At 69.1% G+C, this 16091-nt stretch carries 14 protein-coding genes; 3 read left to right on the forward strand and 11 right to left on the reverse strand.

Going from position 1 to position 16091, the window contains the following annotated elements:
- Positions 1-49: 49 nt before the first annotated feature.
- The 3 genes from orn to ACTWQR_RS25330 all read right to left on the reverse strand — a co-directional run bounded on the left by orn (position 50) and on the right by ACTWQR_RS25330 (position 2815).
- Positions 50-652, reverse strand: a complete 603-nt coding sequence (orn, locus tag ACTWQR_RS25320; RefSeq protein ID WP_443229450.1) for an oligoribonuclease — start codon at positions 650-652, stop codon at positions 50-52.
- Positions 653-879: 227 nt separating this feature from the next.
- Entirely contained in the window at positions 880-2103 is a 1224-nt protein-coding gene (locus tag ACTWQR_RS25325; protein WP_443229451.1) for a helix-turn-helix domain-containing protein, read from the reverse strand.
- A gap of 379 nt (positions 2104-2482) precedes the next feature.
- Positions 2483-2815, reverse strand: a complete 333-nt coding sequence (locus ACTWQR_RS25330) for a hypothetical protein (RefSeq protein ID WP_443229452.1) — start codon at positions 2813-2815, stop codon at positions 2483-2485.
- Between the two features lie 464 nt (positions 2816-3279).
- Here ACTWQR_RS25330 and ACTWQR_RS25335 point away from each other — a divergent pair, with 464 nt between their 5' ends.
- Both ACTWQR_RS25335 and ACTWQR_RS25340 read left to right on the forward strand, forming a co-directional pair.
- The gene (locus ACTWQR_RS25335; RefSeq protein WP_443229453.1) at positions 3280-3807 is read left to right on the forward strand and encodes a universal stress protein; all 528 of its coding nucleotides are present in this window, start codon (positions 3280-3282) and stop codon (positions 3805-3807) included.
- Positions 3808-4018: 211 nt separating this feature from the next.
- Positions 4019-4609: a GPR1/FUN34/YaaH family transporter gene (locus tag ACTWQR_RS25340; protein ID WP_443229454.1), complete on the forward strand. Its 591-nt coding sequence runs from the start codon at positions 4019-4021 to the stop codon at positions 4607-4609.
- A 109-nt stretch (positions 4610-4718) separates the two neighbouring features.
- On the opposite strand, the gene glmS is transcribed toward ACTWQR_RS25340, so the two are convergent.
- From glmS to ACTWQR_RS25355, 3 genes are all read right to left on the reverse strand, one after another.
- A complete protein-coding gene (gene glmS / locus ACTWQR_RS25345; protein WP_443229455.1) occupies positions 4719-6536 on the reverse strand; it encodes a glutamine--fructose-6-phosphate transaminase (isomerizing) in 1818 nt (605 codons plus the stop codon).
- A gap of 12 nt (positions 6537-6548) precedes the next feature.
- Complete coding sequence (locus tag ACTWQR_RS25350) at positions 6549-6806, reverse strand: hypothetical protein (protein ID WP_443229456.1); 258 nt, start codon at positions 6804-6806, stop codon at positions 6549-6551.
- A gap of 333 nt (positions 6807-7139) precedes the next feature.
- On the reverse strand, positions 7140-8027 hold the full coding sequence (locus ACTWQR_RS25355; protein ID WP_443229457.1) for a DUF4429 domain-containing protein: 888 nt from the start codon (positions 8025-8027) through the stop codon (positions 7140-7142).
- Positions 8028-8108: 81 nt separating this feature from the next.
- Here ACTWQR_RS25355 and ACTWQR_RS25360 point away from each other — a divergent pair, with 81 nt between their 5' ends.
- Positions 8109-9713 (forward strand): beta-N-acetylhexosaminidase, encoded by a 1605-nt coding sequence (locus ACTWQR_RS25360; protein WP_443229458.1) that lies wholly within the window; start codon positions 8109-8111, stop codon positions 9711-9713.
- Positions 9714-9810: 97 nt separating this feature from the next.
- Here the strand turns inward: ACTWQR_RS25360 and ACTWQR_RS25365 are convergent, their stop codons facing one another.
- The 5 genes from ACTWQR_RS25365 to ACTWQR_RS25385 all read right to left on the reverse strand — a co-directional run bounded on the left by ACTWQR_RS25365 (position 9811) and on the right by ACTWQR_RS25385 (position 15929).
- The gene (locus ACTWQR_RS25365) at positions 9811-11616 is read right to left on the reverse strand and encodes an IucA/IucC family protein (protein ID WP_443229459.1); all 1806 of its coding nucleotides are present in this window, start codon (positions 11614-11616) and stop codon (positions 9811-9813) included.
- The gene (locus ACTWQR_RS25370) at positions 11613-12158 is read right to left on the reverse strand and encodes a GNAT family N-acetyltransferase (RefSeq protein WP_443229460.1); all 546 of its coding nucleotides are present in this window, start codon (positions 12156-12158) and stop codon (positions 11613-11615) included. The genes ACTWQR_RS25365 and ACTWQR_RS25370 overlap by 4 nt, the downstream gene beginning before the upstream one ends.
- Entirely contained in the window at positions 12155-13432 is a 1278-nt protein-coding gene (locus ACTWQR_RS25375; RefSeq protein ID WP_443229461.1) for a lysine N(6)-hydroxylase/L-ornithine N(5)-oxygenase family protein, read from the reverse strand. Before ACTWQR_RS25375 ends, ACTWQR_RS25370 begins: the two co-directional genes overlap by 4 nt.
- Positions 13416-14858: a lysine decarboxylase DesA gene (gene desA, locus ACTWQR_RS25380; RefSeq protein ID WP_443229462.1), complete on the reverse strand. Its 1443-nt coding sequence runs from the start codon at positions 14856-14858 to the stop codon at positions 13416-13418. The genes ACTWQR_RS25375 and desA overlap by 17 nt, the downstream gene beginning before the upstream one ends.
- Before the next feature lie 207 nt (positions 14859-15065).
- On the reverse strand, positions 15066-15929 hold the full coding sequence (locus tag ACTWQR_RS25385) for a siderophore-interacting protein (protein WP_443229463.1): 864 nt from the start codon (positions 15927-15929) through the stop codon (positions 15066-15068).
- Positions 15930-16091 lie beyond the last annotated feature (162 nt).

A 16091-nucleotide genomic window follows, 5' to 3' on the forward strand; every position in this document is an offset into this window, starting at 1 on the left:
AAAGTGTACAGGGTCCGAAGGGGTGCTCGCGCCCGCCTTTCCGTGGGGACTACTGAGCAGGTGGGACGTGCTTCGCGGCGATGGCGCGGGCCGTGTCCGAGTCGGGGCCCGGCTGGGGGACGAAGATCGCCTCGCGGTAGTAGCGGAGCTCGACGATCGACTCGCGGATGTCGGCCAGGGCACGGTGGTTGCCGTTCTTCTCCGGGCTGTTGAAGTACGCCCGGGGGTACCAGCGGCGGGCGAGCTCCTTGACGGAGGACACGTCCACGATGCGGTAGTGGAGGTAGTCCTCCAGCGTGGGCATGTCGCGCAGCAGGAAACCGCGGTCCGTGCCCACCGAGTTTCCGCACAGCGGGGCCTTGCCCGGTTCCTTGACGTGCTCACGGATGTAGGCGAGGACCTGTTCCTCCGCGTCCGCCAGGGTCGTACCACCGGGCAGCTCGGAGAGCAGACCGGAGGCGGTGTGCATCTGGCGCACCACGTCCGGCATGGTCTCCAGCGCGGCGTCGGGCGGCCGGATCACGATGTCCACCCCCTCGCCGAGCACGTTCAGCTCAGAGTCGGTGACCAGCGCGGCCACCTCGATGAGCGCGTCGTCGGACAACGAGAGACCGGTCATCTCGCAGTCGATCCACACCATGCGATCGTTCATGGGGTCACCCTACGGCCCGCTCCCGCACGCGGGCGCTCCGCTGGGTGAGGCAGAGCATGAGGCAGAGCGTTATGTGCGGGTTGTGGGGGCTGGGCGCGCCCCGCGGCGGAGCCGCGAATGTCACAGCCCCGCGCCCCTTCGGGGCCCGGTACCCCGGCCCCGAAGGGGCGCGGGTACCGGGCCCGGACCGCTGTGGTCCGGGCCCGGTACGAAACGCCATGGCGCGACTACGGTGCGCTGCGCTGCCCCGGCAGGCTCGGCCGACCTGCCGCGTACACCTCCGCGCCCTGCCGCCCCGACTCCGTGGAGACGGACGACGACGTCGCGCCGACCGTGTGGGCGGCCGCCGTACGGCGCGTCTGGAGGGGGACGGGTGCCTCCTGCGGTACCTGTGGTGGCGGAGAGCTCTCGGAGTCCGCGGGCTTCTCGCCCTGGGGGCGACGCGCCCGGTACGCGGCCCGGTACGCCGCCGGGGACGAGCCGAGCTGGCGGCGGAAGTGACCGCGCAGGGCCACCGGGGAGCGGAAGCCGCAGCGGCCCGCCACCTCGTCCACCGAGTAGTCGGACGTCTCCAGGAGCCGCTGCGCCTGGAGCACCCGCTGCGTGATCAGCCACTGCAGGGGAGCGCTCCCGGTGAGCGAGCGGAACCGGCGGTCGAACGTACGCCTGCTCATGTACGCGCGTGCCGCCAGTGTCTCCACGTCGAACTGCTCGTGGAGGTGCTCCAGCGCCCAGGCGACGACCTCCGCGAGCGGGTCGGCGCCGATCTCCTCTGGTAAAGACCTGTCGAGATAGCGCTCCTGACCGCCACTGCGCCGGGGCGGGACCACCAGACGGCGGGCCAGCGCTCCGGCGGCTTCGTTGCCGTGGTCGGTCCGCACTATGTGCAGACACAGGTCGATCCCGGCCGCCGTGCCCGCCGACGTCAGTACGTCGCCGTCGTCCACGAACAGCTCACGCGGGTCGACGTGTACCGACGGATAGCGCTTGGCCAGCGTCGGCGCGTACATCCAGTGTGTCGTCGCCGGGCGGCCGTCCAGCAGTCCCGCCGCCGCGAGGACGAAGGCGCCGGTGCACAGCCCGACTATGCGGGCGCCTTCCTCATGGGCCCGGCGCAGTGCGTCGAGCGCCTCCTCCGGTGGCGGTGAGGTGATCGACCGCCAGGCCGGCACCACGACGGTGCCTGCCCGGGAGATCGCCTCCAGCCCGTTGGGCGCGGTGAGTTCAAGCCCCCCTGTGGTCCGCAGTGGGCCTTCCTCACCGGCACACACCAGTAGTCGGTAGCGCGGCACGCCGGCGTCCTGGCGGTCGATACCGAACACCGACAGTGGTATGGAACTCTCGAAGATGGGGCCGCCGCTGAACAGCAGCACCGCGACGATCTCCTTGCGGCGTCGCCCGGAAAGTTTCCGGGCCGCGGCTTCCGGCGCGGCAGTGGAGTCGTGGCTCATACTGCTAAGCCCCCCTCGGTGGTCGCGGCTCCTCGGTTGTGTCGCTCCTGCACGTTTCCCCTCGGTCCTGCACGAGTCCCCCGCCGTAAAGACAGTCAAGATCGAATCTACTGTGTCCCATGGTGCCGAGGTGACCAGTTCAGCACTCGGCAGATTGTCGACATGGCAACTTGGCGTGAAGCATTCGATCACGAAGCGTTGCACTCGTGGGCCGTACAGGGAAGTGGGCCTCGTCCCCGTGGCCGGTCCACGTAGGGTGCGGGCACCCTGCGGGACCCTTTCAGTGCAGGTCGAACGGGGGGTGGAGGCCTGTTCGGTCAAGGGGTGTGCGGTGCCCGGAAGTTGGCTGAAAAGCAACGGGTCCATGCGTAAAAACCGGTCAGTCAACCGGCGAATTTCCGCCTGTGTGACGGCCCCCTCTTTGTGCCCCCGCGCCTACCCTGCAGTGCCGCCCATGATGCGGCGCCCGCTCCTCGGCCGACAGGCGTGCCGCGCCCTGCTCCGACCGGCGCAGCAGCACCCGGCACGCCCCGGTCACCGCGGCGAGGCCCAGGGCCGTGCCGGTCGCCCCCGCCAGGGAGGTTCCGTACCCGACGAGGACGACCGGAACCAGGACGCAGCTGAAGGCGGCCCAGCGCACCAGGTCGCTCACCGCGTCCTGTGCGGCGGGCGGCCTGGAGGGGGATTGAGGCGCGGTCGAGGGTCCGGACACGGTAGGGCTCCCTGAGGCGTGGGCTTACCGGGGTTCAACGCGTGTTCGACCGGCCGGTCACGGATCCGGGCCGGGAGCTGCCCGGGGGCTCCCCGGGCAGCTCTGGGGGCTCCGCCGGGATCCGGTGCTTCGGCTGCGGGTCCGTCGTGGTTCCTCGCGCCCACGCGGCGGAGCCGCATATGTCACAGCCCCGCGCCCCTGGGGCGCGCGATCCCGGGCCTTCCCGCCTGGGTGAACGCTCTGCAAACCGCCTGTACGGGGCAGCAACCATTGCGTTACGGGCGCCCTCTCGTGCATGCTCCCTGGAACCCTCCCGCGGCGAGAGCGGGATCTGGGCAGAGGAGGCGTGCCGCCGTACCCTTGGGGGTATGGGGTCGGGAAGATGATTCCCGGACACTGATTCCCGGACACAGCTCCGCAGCACCCGTCGTCCCACCCACGAGGATCCGAACGCCGAGACACCCATGGCCGGTCACGAATTCTTCGAACCCGCGGACCGCAAGCGCCCCGTCGCCGATCCCACGGCGGCCGAGCCCTTGGCGGCGGAAGACCCACGTCAGTCCTGCGATCCCGCCTTCAAGCACGGCGTCGTCGTCGGCTTCGACGGCTCCACGTCCAGTGAGCGCGCCCTCGCGTACGCGATCGGCATGGCATGCCGATCGGGCTCCGGCCTGATCATCGTGCACGTCGCCAACCGACTGCCCACCACCGTGTGGGCGGGCTGCGAGCCCCCGGTCTTCGTCGACGTACCGGATCATCGCACCGAGGTCCTCGGGCTGGAGCTCGCCTGCGCGGACTATCTGGCCGAGGTGCCCTGGATCCTCGTCGAGCGCGGCGGCGACATCTGCCACGAACTCGAAGAGGTCGGGTGTGAGTACGAGGCGGACGCGATCGTCGTCGGATCGACCCACGGCATCGTCGGCCGCATCTTCGGCTCGGTCGCCGGACGGCTCGCGAAGCGCGCGAAGCGCCCGGTCATCGTGATCCCGTGATCCACGCTTCCGTTGTTGTCTTTCCGTAACTCACCGTTGTCCCAGGTGAGATGAGGCGGACGAATCGTCAACTTCCCTTGTGCGTCGGGCAAACCTACTCGCGCGTAGAGGTGGTTTGTGCCCTTGTGAAGGGTACATACCGGTCACCGGACCTACCGCACGGTCCAGTGACACGCATCGCGCACGTGCACATGCAAGAAGGGAGCCCGCCGTGGACAAAGATGTCTCTGCGGGAAGCACCATCACCACCCTTGGCCATCTCGCCCTCGGACTCACCCTGCTGGCCTTCGGCCTCGGCCACACCGAAGTGATCGACGGCGTGACGGCGGCCGACGCCGTGGGTCTGGCCACCTACGTCGGCGGCGTCGCGCTGTTCGTCGCGGGCCTGTTCGCCTTCCGCGACCGCGATGTGTCCACAGGTACGGCCTTCGCGGGGCTCGGAGCCCTGTGGTTCACCTGGGGTGCGACGGCCGGCGGCTGGGGAGTCACCGCGGGTACGGCGGTCTCCGACAACGCCGCTGGGCTCTTCCTGCTGCTGTTCGCTCTGGTCGCGCTGAGCCTGACGCTCGGGGCGGCGGGCGGTGGCGTGCTCGCGCAGGCCACCTACGGGCTGTTCTGCGTCGCGCTCGTGCTTCTCGCCATCTCGCGCTTCGGGGACACCGGGGCGATCGGTCAGGTCGGCGGCTGGTTCGCCGTGGTGGCGGGCGCCGCGGCCTGGTACGCCGCGACGGCGTTCCTGGCCCACTGGCCCACCGCGGTCCCACGACGCGCTGCCGGCCGGCGAATGACGGTCACCGGCTGAGGCGGGCGCGCGGGCCGGGGTTTTGGGCGGCCCCGGCTCCTGTAGGAACGGCTCCCCGTGTGCATAGGTGGCACACACGGGGAGCCGTTCATGTTTTGCCGCGGGACGGCTACTCCACCGTCACCGACTTCGCGAGGTTGCGCGGCTTGTCGATGTCCCTGCCCAGGGCCAACGCCGTGTGGTAGGCGAGGAGTTGGAGCGGGATGCCCATCAGGATCGGGTCCAGCTCGTCCTCGTTCTTCGGGACGACGATCGTCTGGTCGGCCTTCTCCTGCACCTGGTGCGCGACCGCGAGGATCTTGCCGCTGCGGGCCTTGATCTCCTCCAGGGCGGCGCGGTTCTTCTCCAGAAGATCATCGTCCGGGACGATCGCGACCGTCGGCAGCGCGGGCTCGATCAGGGCCAGCGGGCCGTGCTTCAATTCCGAGGCGGGGTAGGCCTCGGCGTGGATGTACGAGACCTCCTTGAGCTTCAGCGAGGCCTCACGGGCCACCGGGTAGCCCCGTACGCGGCCGATGAAGAGCATCGAGCGGGCCTCGGCGTACTGCTCGGCCGTCTTCTTGATCTCCTCCTCCTGGTCGAGGATCTCGGAGATCTGGCCGGGCAGCTTGCGCAGGCCCTCGATGATCCGCTTGCCGTCCCGGACCGACAGGTCACGGGTGCGGCCCAGGTGCAGCGCGAGCAGCGCGAAGGCGACCGTGGTGTTCGTGAAGCACTTCGTCGACACCACGCAGACCTCGGGACCCGCGTGCACGTACATGCCGCCGTCCGCCTCGCGGGCGATGGCGCTGCCCACCACGTTCACGATGCCGAGGACCCGCGCGCCCTTGCGCTTCAACTCCTGTACGGCGGCCAGTACGTCGTACGTCTCACCGGACTGGGACACCGCGACGTACAGGGTGTCGGGGTCGACCACCGCGTTGCGGTAGCGGAACTCCGAGGCGGGCTCGGCGTCCGCGGGGATGCGGGCCAGTTCCTCTATCATCTGGGCGCCGATCATGCCCGCGTGGTAGGAGGTGCCGCAGCCGAGGATCTTCACGCGGCGGATCTGGCGGGCCTCGCGGGCGTCCAGGTTCAGGCCACCCAGGTGCACGGTGGAGAACCGGTCGTCGATGCGGCCGCGCAGGCACCGGTCCACGGCGTCGGCCTGTTCGGAGATCTCCTTGTGCATGTACGTGTCGTGGCCGCCCATGTCGTACGAGGCGGCCTCCCACTCCACGGTGGTCGGCTCGGCCGTCGTACGGGTGCCCTCGGTGGTGTACGTACGGAAGTCGTCGGCCTTCAGGGTCGCCATCTCGCCGTCGTCCAGCGTGACGATCTGGCGGGTGTGGGTCACGAGCGCGGCGATGTCCGAGGCGACGAACATCTCCTTCTCGCCGATTCCGAGGACCACCGGGGAGCCGTTGCGGGCCACCACGATGCGGTCGGCGAAGTCGGCGTGCATGACGGCGATGCCGTACGTGCCCTCGATGACCCGGAGGGTCTCGCGGACCTTGTCCTCCAGCTTCTCGGCCTGGGAGCGGCCGATCAGGTGGGTGAGGACCTCGGTGTCGGTCTCGGAGAGGAACTCGACGCCGTCGGCCTCCAGCTTCTTCCGCAGGTCCGAGGCGTTGTCGATGATGCCGTTGTGGACGACGGCGACCTTGCCCTCGGCGTCCAGATGGGGGTGGGCGTTCACGTCGGAGGGGGCGCCGTGAGTGGCCCAGCGGGTGTGAGCGATGCCGGTGGTGCCGGCGAAACGCTTGGGGACGCGGGCCTCCAGGTCACGTACCCGGCCCTTGGCCTTGACCATCTTCAGGCGGCCGCTCGACGGAGTGGTGACGACGATGCCCGCCGAGTCGTAGCCGCGGTACTCGAGGCGCTGCAGGCCTTCGAGGAGGAGCGGTGCCACATCACGCCTGCCGATGTATCCCACGATCCCGCACATACAGAGTGTTTCCTAGCCGTAGACGATGCGGCGCAGCTGCCTGAGCGTGAGCTCCGGCGGTGCGACCGCGCGATATTTGAGGTCCGCCTCGATCCGTTCGAAGATCGCCGAGTTCACCAGGCCCTGGGCCTGGAGTTCCCGATGGCGGCGACGGACGTACGTCTCGGTCGTCTCGTCGAAGTAGGCGAGGACGTCCTGGACCACCCGTAGCGCCTCGCCCCGGCTCAGGGGCGTGGAGCGCGTCAGATGATCAACAAGTTCGTCGTGCACCCGTCGATCCTGAGGTAAATCGCTGGCAATCGCAAGAATCCTGCCCGATGTCGGGCAGAAACTTGTTGAAACTCTTGCGGGGGCTGTTTCCCGAACGGTCCGGCCTGCGGCTCCGGCCGGTGGTGCGAGCTACTCCTTCCCGCGAGTGGACGTCACACCCGCGCCGAAGGGGCGCCCGGCCACGCCGAGGGTGTGGGGGATCGCCGAGACGGGCGAGGAGCCGAGCTCCATCCATGGACGGGCGCCGGGGGTGAGGTGTGAGGTGTGAGGTGTGACCGATGGGAGCGGGTCGGTCCTTTACATCTGCCACATCCGCTACGTCCGCTACATCCGCTACATCCGCTTGAGGATCGCCTGCTTGGCCAGCGTGAACTCCTCCTCCGTGAGGACGCCCGACTTGTGCAGCTGGCCGAGTTCCCGCAGGCGGCGCAGGAGGGCGTCGTGGTCGGCCTCGGCGGGCGTCTCGGGGGCGGCGGAGGCAGCGGTGAGCCGCTTGGGCCGTGCGTCCTCCATGGGCGGTGCCGCCGGATGCGGGAGCCGTGCCTGGACCGCGGCCGCGACCATCGCCATCAGCTGGTCCTTCTTGGAGCCCCACAGGTCGATGGAGTTGGGGTCGTACTTGGGCGGTGCCTTCGTGGGGGCGTTGCGCACGGTGAAGCGGAGGTAGCCGTTCTCCAGCACGGGCGAGGGCTGCCACTCCACGCCCTCGATGTCGGCCAGGGCGAGCGTGCGGGGGCCGGCGGCCGCCTTGGCCTCCTCCGTCTTCCAGTTCCACTCGAGGCGGACGTGGTCCCCGTCGAAGCTCGCGGTGCCGTCTCCGGCGGAGGCCGACAGCGGAATGGCCGGGCCAGGCAGCAGGTAGCGGTCGACGGCGGTGGCCGGGACCTGGTCCAGGAGCAGCGCGTTGCGGGTCTCGTCCACGAAGTACTCGGCGACGCCGTAGCGGTCCGACTCGACCGTCAGCTGGTACGGGTCGGCGGAGTCCGCGAGTCTGCCGCCGGTCGCCTGGAGCAGTGGGTCCGCGCCCTCACGCAGTCGCAGCCTGAGCCGCCCGGACCTCTTGCCCTGTTCGAAGGAGATACCGGCCAACGCGCCCAGCGGAACGGTGAGTTCGCCCAGGGTCTTGCGCAACAGGCTCACGTTCTTGTCGCGGCCGGGCACGAGGCGCAGGGCGTCCCCGTCGAAAGTCCAGGTGCCGTCCTTCTGGATGATTTCCGCCATGAAGGGGATTGTTCCACCGGTCTCGCGAGAGAGTGGTCCATACCTATCGGAACCTGTCGGAGCTTCAGGAAGGGACCGTTTGTGAGACCGCACCGCAGAACGCCCCGCCTTCTCGGTTCGCTGCTGCTCGTCGCGGCGGCGGGCATCTCCGTCGCCGGAGCGGCGCCTGTCGCCGACGCGGAGCCCGCCGACTCGAAATCCGCGACCCCTCTCGACCGCGTGGTCCCCGCTCCCGCCTCGGTCACCTCCGGTGGATCCCCGTACCGGATCACCAGCGGTACGCGCATCCGCGTGGACGACTCGCAAGAGGCCCGCCGCATCGGCGAGTACCTCGCCGCCGTCCTGCGACCGTCCACCGGTTACCGACTGCCCGTCACGTCGGGCGGCGGATCCGGGATCCGGCTGAAGCTCGGCCCGACCTCCCTCGGTGACGAGGGTTACCGGCTCGACAGCGGCGGGTCCGGCGTCACCATCACGGCCCGGCAACCCGCCGGGCTCCTGCACGGCGTCCAGACCCTGCGCCAGCTCCTGCCCGCCTCGGTCGAGAAGGACTCCGCGCAGCCCGGCCCCTGGCTCGTCGCGGGCGGCACCATCGACGACGAGCCCCGCTACGGCTACCGCGGCGCGATGCTGGACGTCTCCCGGCACTTCTTCACCGTCGACCAAGTCAAGCGATACATAGACCAGTTGGCGCTCTACAAGGTCAACAAGCTGCACCTCCACCTGAGCGACGACCAGGGCTGGCGCATAGCCGTCGACTCATGGCCGCGGCTCGCCACGTACGGCGGCTCCACGCAGGCCGGCGGCGGCCCCGGGGGCTACTACACGAAGGCGGACTACCAGGAGATCGTCCAGTACGCCGCCTCGCGCTATCTGGAGGTCGTGCCCGAGATCGACATGCCCGGCCACACCAACGCCGCGCTGGCCTCGTACGCGGAGCTGAACTGCGACGGCGTCGCGCCCCCGCTCTACACCGGCACCGACGTCGGCTTCAGCTCGCTGTGTGTCGACAAGCCGGTGACCTACGACTTCGTGGACGACGTGATCCGCGAGCTGGCCGCGCTCACTCCCGGCAAGTACCTCCACATCGGCGGTGACGAGGCGCACTCGACGAGCCACGAGGACTATGTGAAGTTCATGGACCGCGTGCAGTCCATGGTCGCCAAGTACGGGAAGACCGTGATCGGCTGGCACCAGCTGACCGGGGCGACTCCGGCGAAGGGCGCGCTGGCCCAGTACTGGGGCCTGGACAGCACCAGCGCCGAGGAGAAGGAGCGGGTCGCGGCGGCGGCGCGGAACGGGACCGGGATCGTGCTGTCGCCGGCCGACCGGGCCTACCTGGACATGAAGTACACCGAGGACACTCCGCTCGGGCTCGACTGGGCGGGCTATGTGGAGGTGCGGCGGTCGTACGACTGGGATCCGGGCAACTACCTTCCGGGAGCGCCCAGTTCGGCCGTGCAGGGCGTCGAGGCGCCGCTGTGGACGGAGACGCTCTCGACGCCGGCCCACCTCGACTACATGACCTTCCCGCGGCTGCCCGGTGTCGCGGAACTCGGCTGGTCGCCCGCCTCGACGCACGACTGGGACGCGTACAAAGTGCGGCTGGCCGCGCAGGCACCTCGGTGGGACGCGCTGGGGATCGGCTACTACAAGTCGCCGCAAGTTCCTTGGCCCGCCGAGTAGTCGGACAGGAACAGCTGAATACGACGGCGGGCGCCCCTGGGACCGTACGTGGGACGCCCGCCTGCTTGTGGGGCCCGTTGAGGCCCGGTGAGGGGTTCTACAGTTCGGCGATCGGGTTCTTCAGGGTGCCGACGAGCTGGAGGGCGCCGGCCGGGTCGGAGAGGTCCACCATCTGCCCGTTGTCGCGCAGTTGGAGCCGGTTGAGGCAGGACAGGGCGAACTCCGGGGCGAACATGTCGTACTGCCGGAACTTGTCCGCCAGTTCGGGATGGCCCGCCTGGTAGTCGCGTACGCAGCCGGCGACCGTCCGCCAGAAGTCGGTCTCGTCGAGGACGCCCTCGCTCGCCAGGTTCGCGGCGAGGAAGCGGAAGAAGCAGTCGAAGACGTCCGTGAAGAGCGACAGGAGCTTCTTGTCCTCGGGTACGTCGACGCGCAGCCGCTCGACCGTCGGCGGCAGCACCGCGTCCGGGTCCATGACGGCGATCTCCTCGGCGATGTCCTTGTAGATCGCGCGCCGCACGACGCCGTCCTCCAGGACGAGGATGACGTTCTCGCCGTGCGGCATGAACACCAGGTCATAGGCATAGAAGCTCTGCAGCAGCGGCGTGAGGTACGCGCGCAGATACCGGCGCAGCCACTCCACCGGCGGCAGGCCCGAGCGCTCGATCAGCGCGGCCGCGATGGAGGCGCCCTCGTGGTCGACGTGGACGAGGGAGGCCATGGTGGCCAGGCTCTCGCCCTGCTGGAGCGAGGACACCGGGCTCTCGCGCCACAGGGCCGCGAGCATCTTGCGGTACGGCGAGTAGCGGTCGGTGGCGGCCTCGTACTCCAGGTGCCGGTAGCCGACGGCCGCGCGTTCGCGGATGATCGACAGGCCCGTGGACTTCAACACCGGGTCGTTGTCGATGAGCCCGGCCAGCCAGTCGTTGATGGCCGGAGTCGCCTCCATGTAGGCGGCGGACAGGCCCCGCATGAAGCCCATGTTGATGACCGACAGGGCGGTCTTCACATAGTGCTTCTCCGGGGCGCTCTTGTTGAAGAACGTCCGGATCGACTGCTGGGCCAGGTACTCGTCGTCGCCCTCGCCCAGACACACGAGGTGCCGCTGGGCGACCTCGGCCGCGAAGGTGACGGTGAGCTTGTTCCACCACTGCCAGGGGTGGACGGGGATGAGGAGGTAGTCGTCGGGGTCGAGGTCTTGGTCGCGCAACGTGCCAGAGAAACGGCTCAGCGTCACGTCGCCCAGTTCGGACCGTAGGAAGGACTCGTACTCGACACCCACCCCCGCCGTGAACGCGGCCCGTGAGCGGTGCGCCGCCAGCCAGATCAGCCGTACGGGACTCGCGGTCTCCGGCGCGTACGAGAGGTACTCGTGGACACCGAAGCCCAGCCGCCCGTTGTTGGCGACGAAGCACGGATGGCCCTCGGTCATGCCCGTCTCGATCTCCTGGAAGCCGCTTTTCGCGAGCTCGGCGGAGGTGATCTCGGGTTTGGTGAGCTTGAAGCAGGTCCCGGCGAGGGTGGAGGAGATCTCCTCCAGGTAGACCGGCAGCACCTCGTCGCTCAGGCCGAGCGATTTCCTGAACTCGATGAAGAAGTCCAGGGCGGCGAGGGGGAGTTCCCTGCCGTCCCGGTGCCGGGTGATCGACTCGGCGTCGACCTGCCAGTGGTCGAGGGTGTGGCGGGTCGCGGTGAAGCGGTAGCGGGTGAGGCCGTCGTCGCTGCGGACCACGTACGCGCCGTCGCCGGCGAGCTCCGGCGTGAACAGCCGCTCGTGGGCGAACTCGGCCAGGGCCTTGCGGACGAGGAGACGGTTGGCCCGCGCCCAGCGCTCGGGGGACAGGTGCGCCACGGCATCGGACAGGTGCGCTCCGGCATAGGACAGGGCGTCGGACAGGGTCATATCGCCACTCCTCGGGTAGCCAGGAACCGCTCACGCGTGCAGAGGGACAGCAGTGCGCGCTTCTCCGGCTTCTCGATCTCACGGACGGGCACGAAGCCGACGGCCTCGTTCAGCGCGTGCACCGCCTTGTTGGTCACGTCCGGTTCGACGACGACCCGGCGGGTGCGCGGGTCGGCGAACAGGGACTCCATCACCACCGTGATCACGGCCCGGGTGAAGCCGTGCACCGGCCGGTCCGTCGGCGCCACCAGGAAGTGCATGCCGACATCGCCCGGCTGGGGCTCGTACAGGCCGACCAGTTCGACGTACTGCGGGTCGTAGCTCTCCATCAGGAACGCGGGCACGCCGTCGTGCAGCCCGATGTACGCGTCATGGTGTTCGTGGGCGGCGATCCGCATGTACTCGCGCTCCACGTCCTGGAGTTTGGCGTGCCGCATCATCCAGTGCTCCGCCTTGGGGTGGGTCACCCAGGAGTGCAGCAGCTCGGCGTCGTTGAGGGGGTCGAGGGGGCGCAGACTCAGCGCCCCGATGGTGGGGCTCATGCGGCGAACTCCTGGAACGCGATGGACTTCTCGACCGGGTAGTACTCGGTGCCGAGCAGCTCACGGATGATGTACGCGTTGCGGTACGCGCCCATGCCCAGGTCCGGGGACGTGATCGAGTGCGTGTGCACGCCGGCGTTCTGCAGGAAGATGCCGCGGCCGGTCGTGTCGATGGCGTAGTTGCGGGCGACGTCGTGGTTGCCCTGCGCGTCGTAGCGGAGGCGGTCGCGTACGGGCTTCAGGAACTCGGGCTCCGCGTACTTGTAGCCGGTCGCCAGGACCAGGCCCTCGGAGTGCAGCTCGTAGTCCTTCTCCTGCTCCTCCTGGCGGAGGCCGAGGGTGTACGTGCCGTTTTCGTGACTCGCCCTGTTGAGGGACGAGTTGGTGAGCAGGCGGGTGGGGATCGGGCCGCCGAGGTTCTTCTGGTAGAGCAGGTCGAAGATCGCGTCGATCAGCTCGCCGTCGATGCCCTTGAACAGGGCCTTCTGCTCCGTCTGGAGGCGGTAGCGGGTCCGCTCCGGCAGCGCGTGGAAGTAGTCGATGTACTCCGGGGAGGTCATCTCCAGCGTGAGCTTGGTGTACTCGAGGGGGAAGAAGCGGGGCGAGCGTGTGACCCAGTTCAGCCGGTAGCCGTGGACGTCGATCTCGCTCAGCAGGTCGTAGTAGATCTCGGCGGCGGACTGCCCGCTGCCGACCAGCGTGATCGACTTCTTGCTCTGCAACTCCCGCTTGTGCTGCTGGTAGCGGGAGTTGTGGATGAAGTCCCCGCCGAGGTCGGCGCAGGCCTCGGGGATGTACGGCGGAGTGCCGGTGCCGAGGACGAGGTGGCGGGCGCGGAACACGTCGCCGGCGCCTGTGTTCACGAGGTACACGCCGTCCTCGTACGTCACCTTCGTGACCGTCGTGCTGAAGCGGACGCTGGAGAGTTGCGAGGCCGCCCAGCGGCAGTAGTCGTCGTACTCGACGCGCAGCGGGTAGAAGTTCTCGCGGATGTAGAACGAGTACAGACGGCCCGATTCCTTCAGGTAGTTGAGGAAGGAGTACGGGGACGTCGGGTCGGCCAGCGTGACCAGGTCCGACATGAACGGTGTCTGGAGGTGCGCGCCCTCCAGGAACATCCCGGAGTGCCACTCGAAGTCCGGCTTGGACTCCAGGAAGACACCGTCGAGTTCGCCGATCGGCTCGGTGAGGCAGGCAAGGCCGAGGTTGAAGGGACCCAGCCCGATTCCCACGAAGTCGTACGTCTTTTCAGGGGTTTCAGGAAGCGCGGTCAAGGGACTCTCCCAGGTACTGCTCGGCGTGTCCGGCGATCAGGTCGAGTACGGCGGAGATGTCGTCCGTCGTGGTCTCGGGGTTGAGCAGGGTGAACTTGAGGAAGTGACGGCCGCCGACCTTGGTGCCCGCGACCACCGCGTCACCGGAGGCGAACAGGGCCTTGCGGGCGTACAGGTTGGCCCGGTCCATCGCGGAGGGGTCGGTGACGGCCGCCGGGATGTATCGGAAGACCAGGGTGGACAGGGACGGCTGGACGACCACGTCGTAGCGCGGGTCGGCGGCGAGCACCTGCCAGCCCTGCTCCGCCAGGTCGCAGACCTCGTCGAAGAGCTGGCCGATGCCGTCGGAGCCCATCACGCGCAGCGTCATCCACAGCTTGAGCGCGTCGAAGCGGCGGGTGGTCTGCAGGGACTTGTCGACCTGGTTGGGGATTCGTTCCCGCACCATGCGGCGCGGGTTGAGGTACTCCGCGTGGTAGGTGGCGTGGCGCAGGGCGGCCGCGTCGCGGACCAGGATGGCGGACGAACTCACCGGCTGGAAGAAGGACTTGTGATAGTCCACGGTCACGGAGTCGGCGCGCTCGATGCCGTCGATGCGGCCCCGGTTCTTCAGGGAGGTCAGCAGTCCGCAGCCGTACGCCGCGTCCACGTGCATCCACGTCCCGAACTGCTCGCACAGCGCGGCGATCTCGGGCAGCGGGTCGATGGAGCCGAAGTCGGTGGTGCCGGCAGTGGCGACCACGGCCATGGGGACGAGGCCGGCCCGCTTGGCGCGCTCCAGTTCGTGGGCGAGCGCGACCGTCTGCATGCGCTTGTCGCGGTCGACGGGGATCGACACGACCGAGTCGGCGCTCAGACCGAGCAGGGTGGCCGACTTCTTGACGCTGAAGTGGCTCACCTCGGAGGCGAAGACGCGCAGTTTGGCGTGCGTGTCGGTCTTGGTCTCCTCGCGGGCGAGCAGCAGCGCCTGGAGATTGGACTGCGTGCCGCCGCTGGTGAACACGCCGTCGGCGGCCGGGCCGAGGCCGATGCGCTCGGTGGTCCAGTCGATGAGCTTGCGCTCGATGAGGGTGCCGCCGGCCGACTGGTCCCAGGTGTCCAGGGAGGAGTTGACGGCGGAGAGCACCGCCTCGCCCAGCACCGCCGGTATCACGACCGGGCAGTTGAGGTGGGCGAGGTAGCGCGGGTGGTGGAAGTAGACCGCGTCGCGGAGGTAGACCTCTTCGAGTTCGTCGAGGGCCGCGGTGGTGTCGAGCAGCGGCCGGTCGAGATCGATTTTGTCGATGCTGGGGGCGAGTGTGTCGACAGTGACGCCGGTGAACGGCCGGTCCGTGGTGGCGAGTTTGGCTGCCACCCGCTCGATTCCTTCGGTCACGGAGCGGCGGTACCGCTCCGCGGTCGTGTCATTGAGCAGGTGTGAACGCATGTGTAGGCCCTTCGTGCGGGGGGAGTCCGAGCGGTACAGCGGTTCATCTGTGCGGTGCGGGTTCATCTGTGCGGTACAGAAGAGCGGTACAGAAGAGCGGTACAGAAGTGGGGGGCGGGTCGCATCGTCGAACTTAGGTTAGCCTAACCTAAGTTCGAGCGCGATCCCGCCCCACCGGTCACTGCCGTGACGTACCCCTCCCCGGGCTCACTCTCCTTGCTCGCGCAGTTGCTCCTCGCTCAGTCCGCGCCGCCAGTAGCCGACGAACGTGACCCGCTTGCGGTCGATCTCGCGCTCCCGCACGAGATGGCGGCGCAGCACCTTCACGCGGCCCGACTCGCCCGCGATCCAGGCGTACGGGGCCTCGGACGACGGGAGTTGGGCGGCCCGGATCGCGTCGAGGGCCATGGGGGATCCCTCGTCGCGTACCAGCCAGGTGATCTCGGCGTCGACGTCGGCGGCCGTGACCGGCTCTATGCGGTCGCCCGCGTGCGGGACCTCCAGCCAGACACGCGCCTTGGTCCCGGCCGGCAGCGTCTCCAGGATGGCGGAGGCGGCGGGCAGAGCGGTCTCGTCCGCCCAGATGACGACCAGGTCGGCGTCGGCGGGCGGGCGGAAACGGATCGCCGCGTTGTCGGCGATCGCCGGGCCGAGCAGGGCGACGCGGGCACCGGCCCGCGCGTCGGCCGCCCAGCGTGACGCCGGGCCCGCCGGGTGGGCGGCGCCGGGCTCCGTGCCGTGCAGCACGAAGTCGATGTCGATCTCGGTGGTCACCCCGCGCACGTCGCGGCGCAGTGCCCGGAGCGTGTATGAGCGCATCACCGCGCGTACGTCGTCGGGGATGCCGAGGTATGCCTCCCGCCAGCCTTCGCCGTACTCCATCGGCAGGACGGGCTCGCTCTGCCCCTGCCTCGGCAGGAAGAGCGTGAGGCTCTGGTCGCGGCCGTCGGAGGCGAAGGCTGTCAGGTCGGGGCCCGTGAAGGTGACCCGGACGAGAGACGGGCCGAGCCGCCTTGTCCGTTCGACCTGGAGGGAGAAGAAACGGTAGGGGGCGGCTACGGCCGTCGTCATGCTTGCTCCTGAGTTTTCGTCAGGGGTCGGGTGGTCCAGCGCTGGTTGTGTCTCACCTGCGGGCCGTGGGGGCTTGTCGCGCAGTTCCCCGCGCCCCTAGGGGGGAGGGGGTGAGGGTTTGCGGGGAGCTGCGGGTCCTCGTGGGTTGCTCGCGCAGTTCCT

Origin of the sequence: Streptomyces sp. 2A115, assembly GCF_052245575.1 — a bacterium.
Taxonomy (GTDB): Bacteria; Actinomycetota; Actinomycetes; order Streptomycetales; family Streptomycetaceae; genus Streptomyces.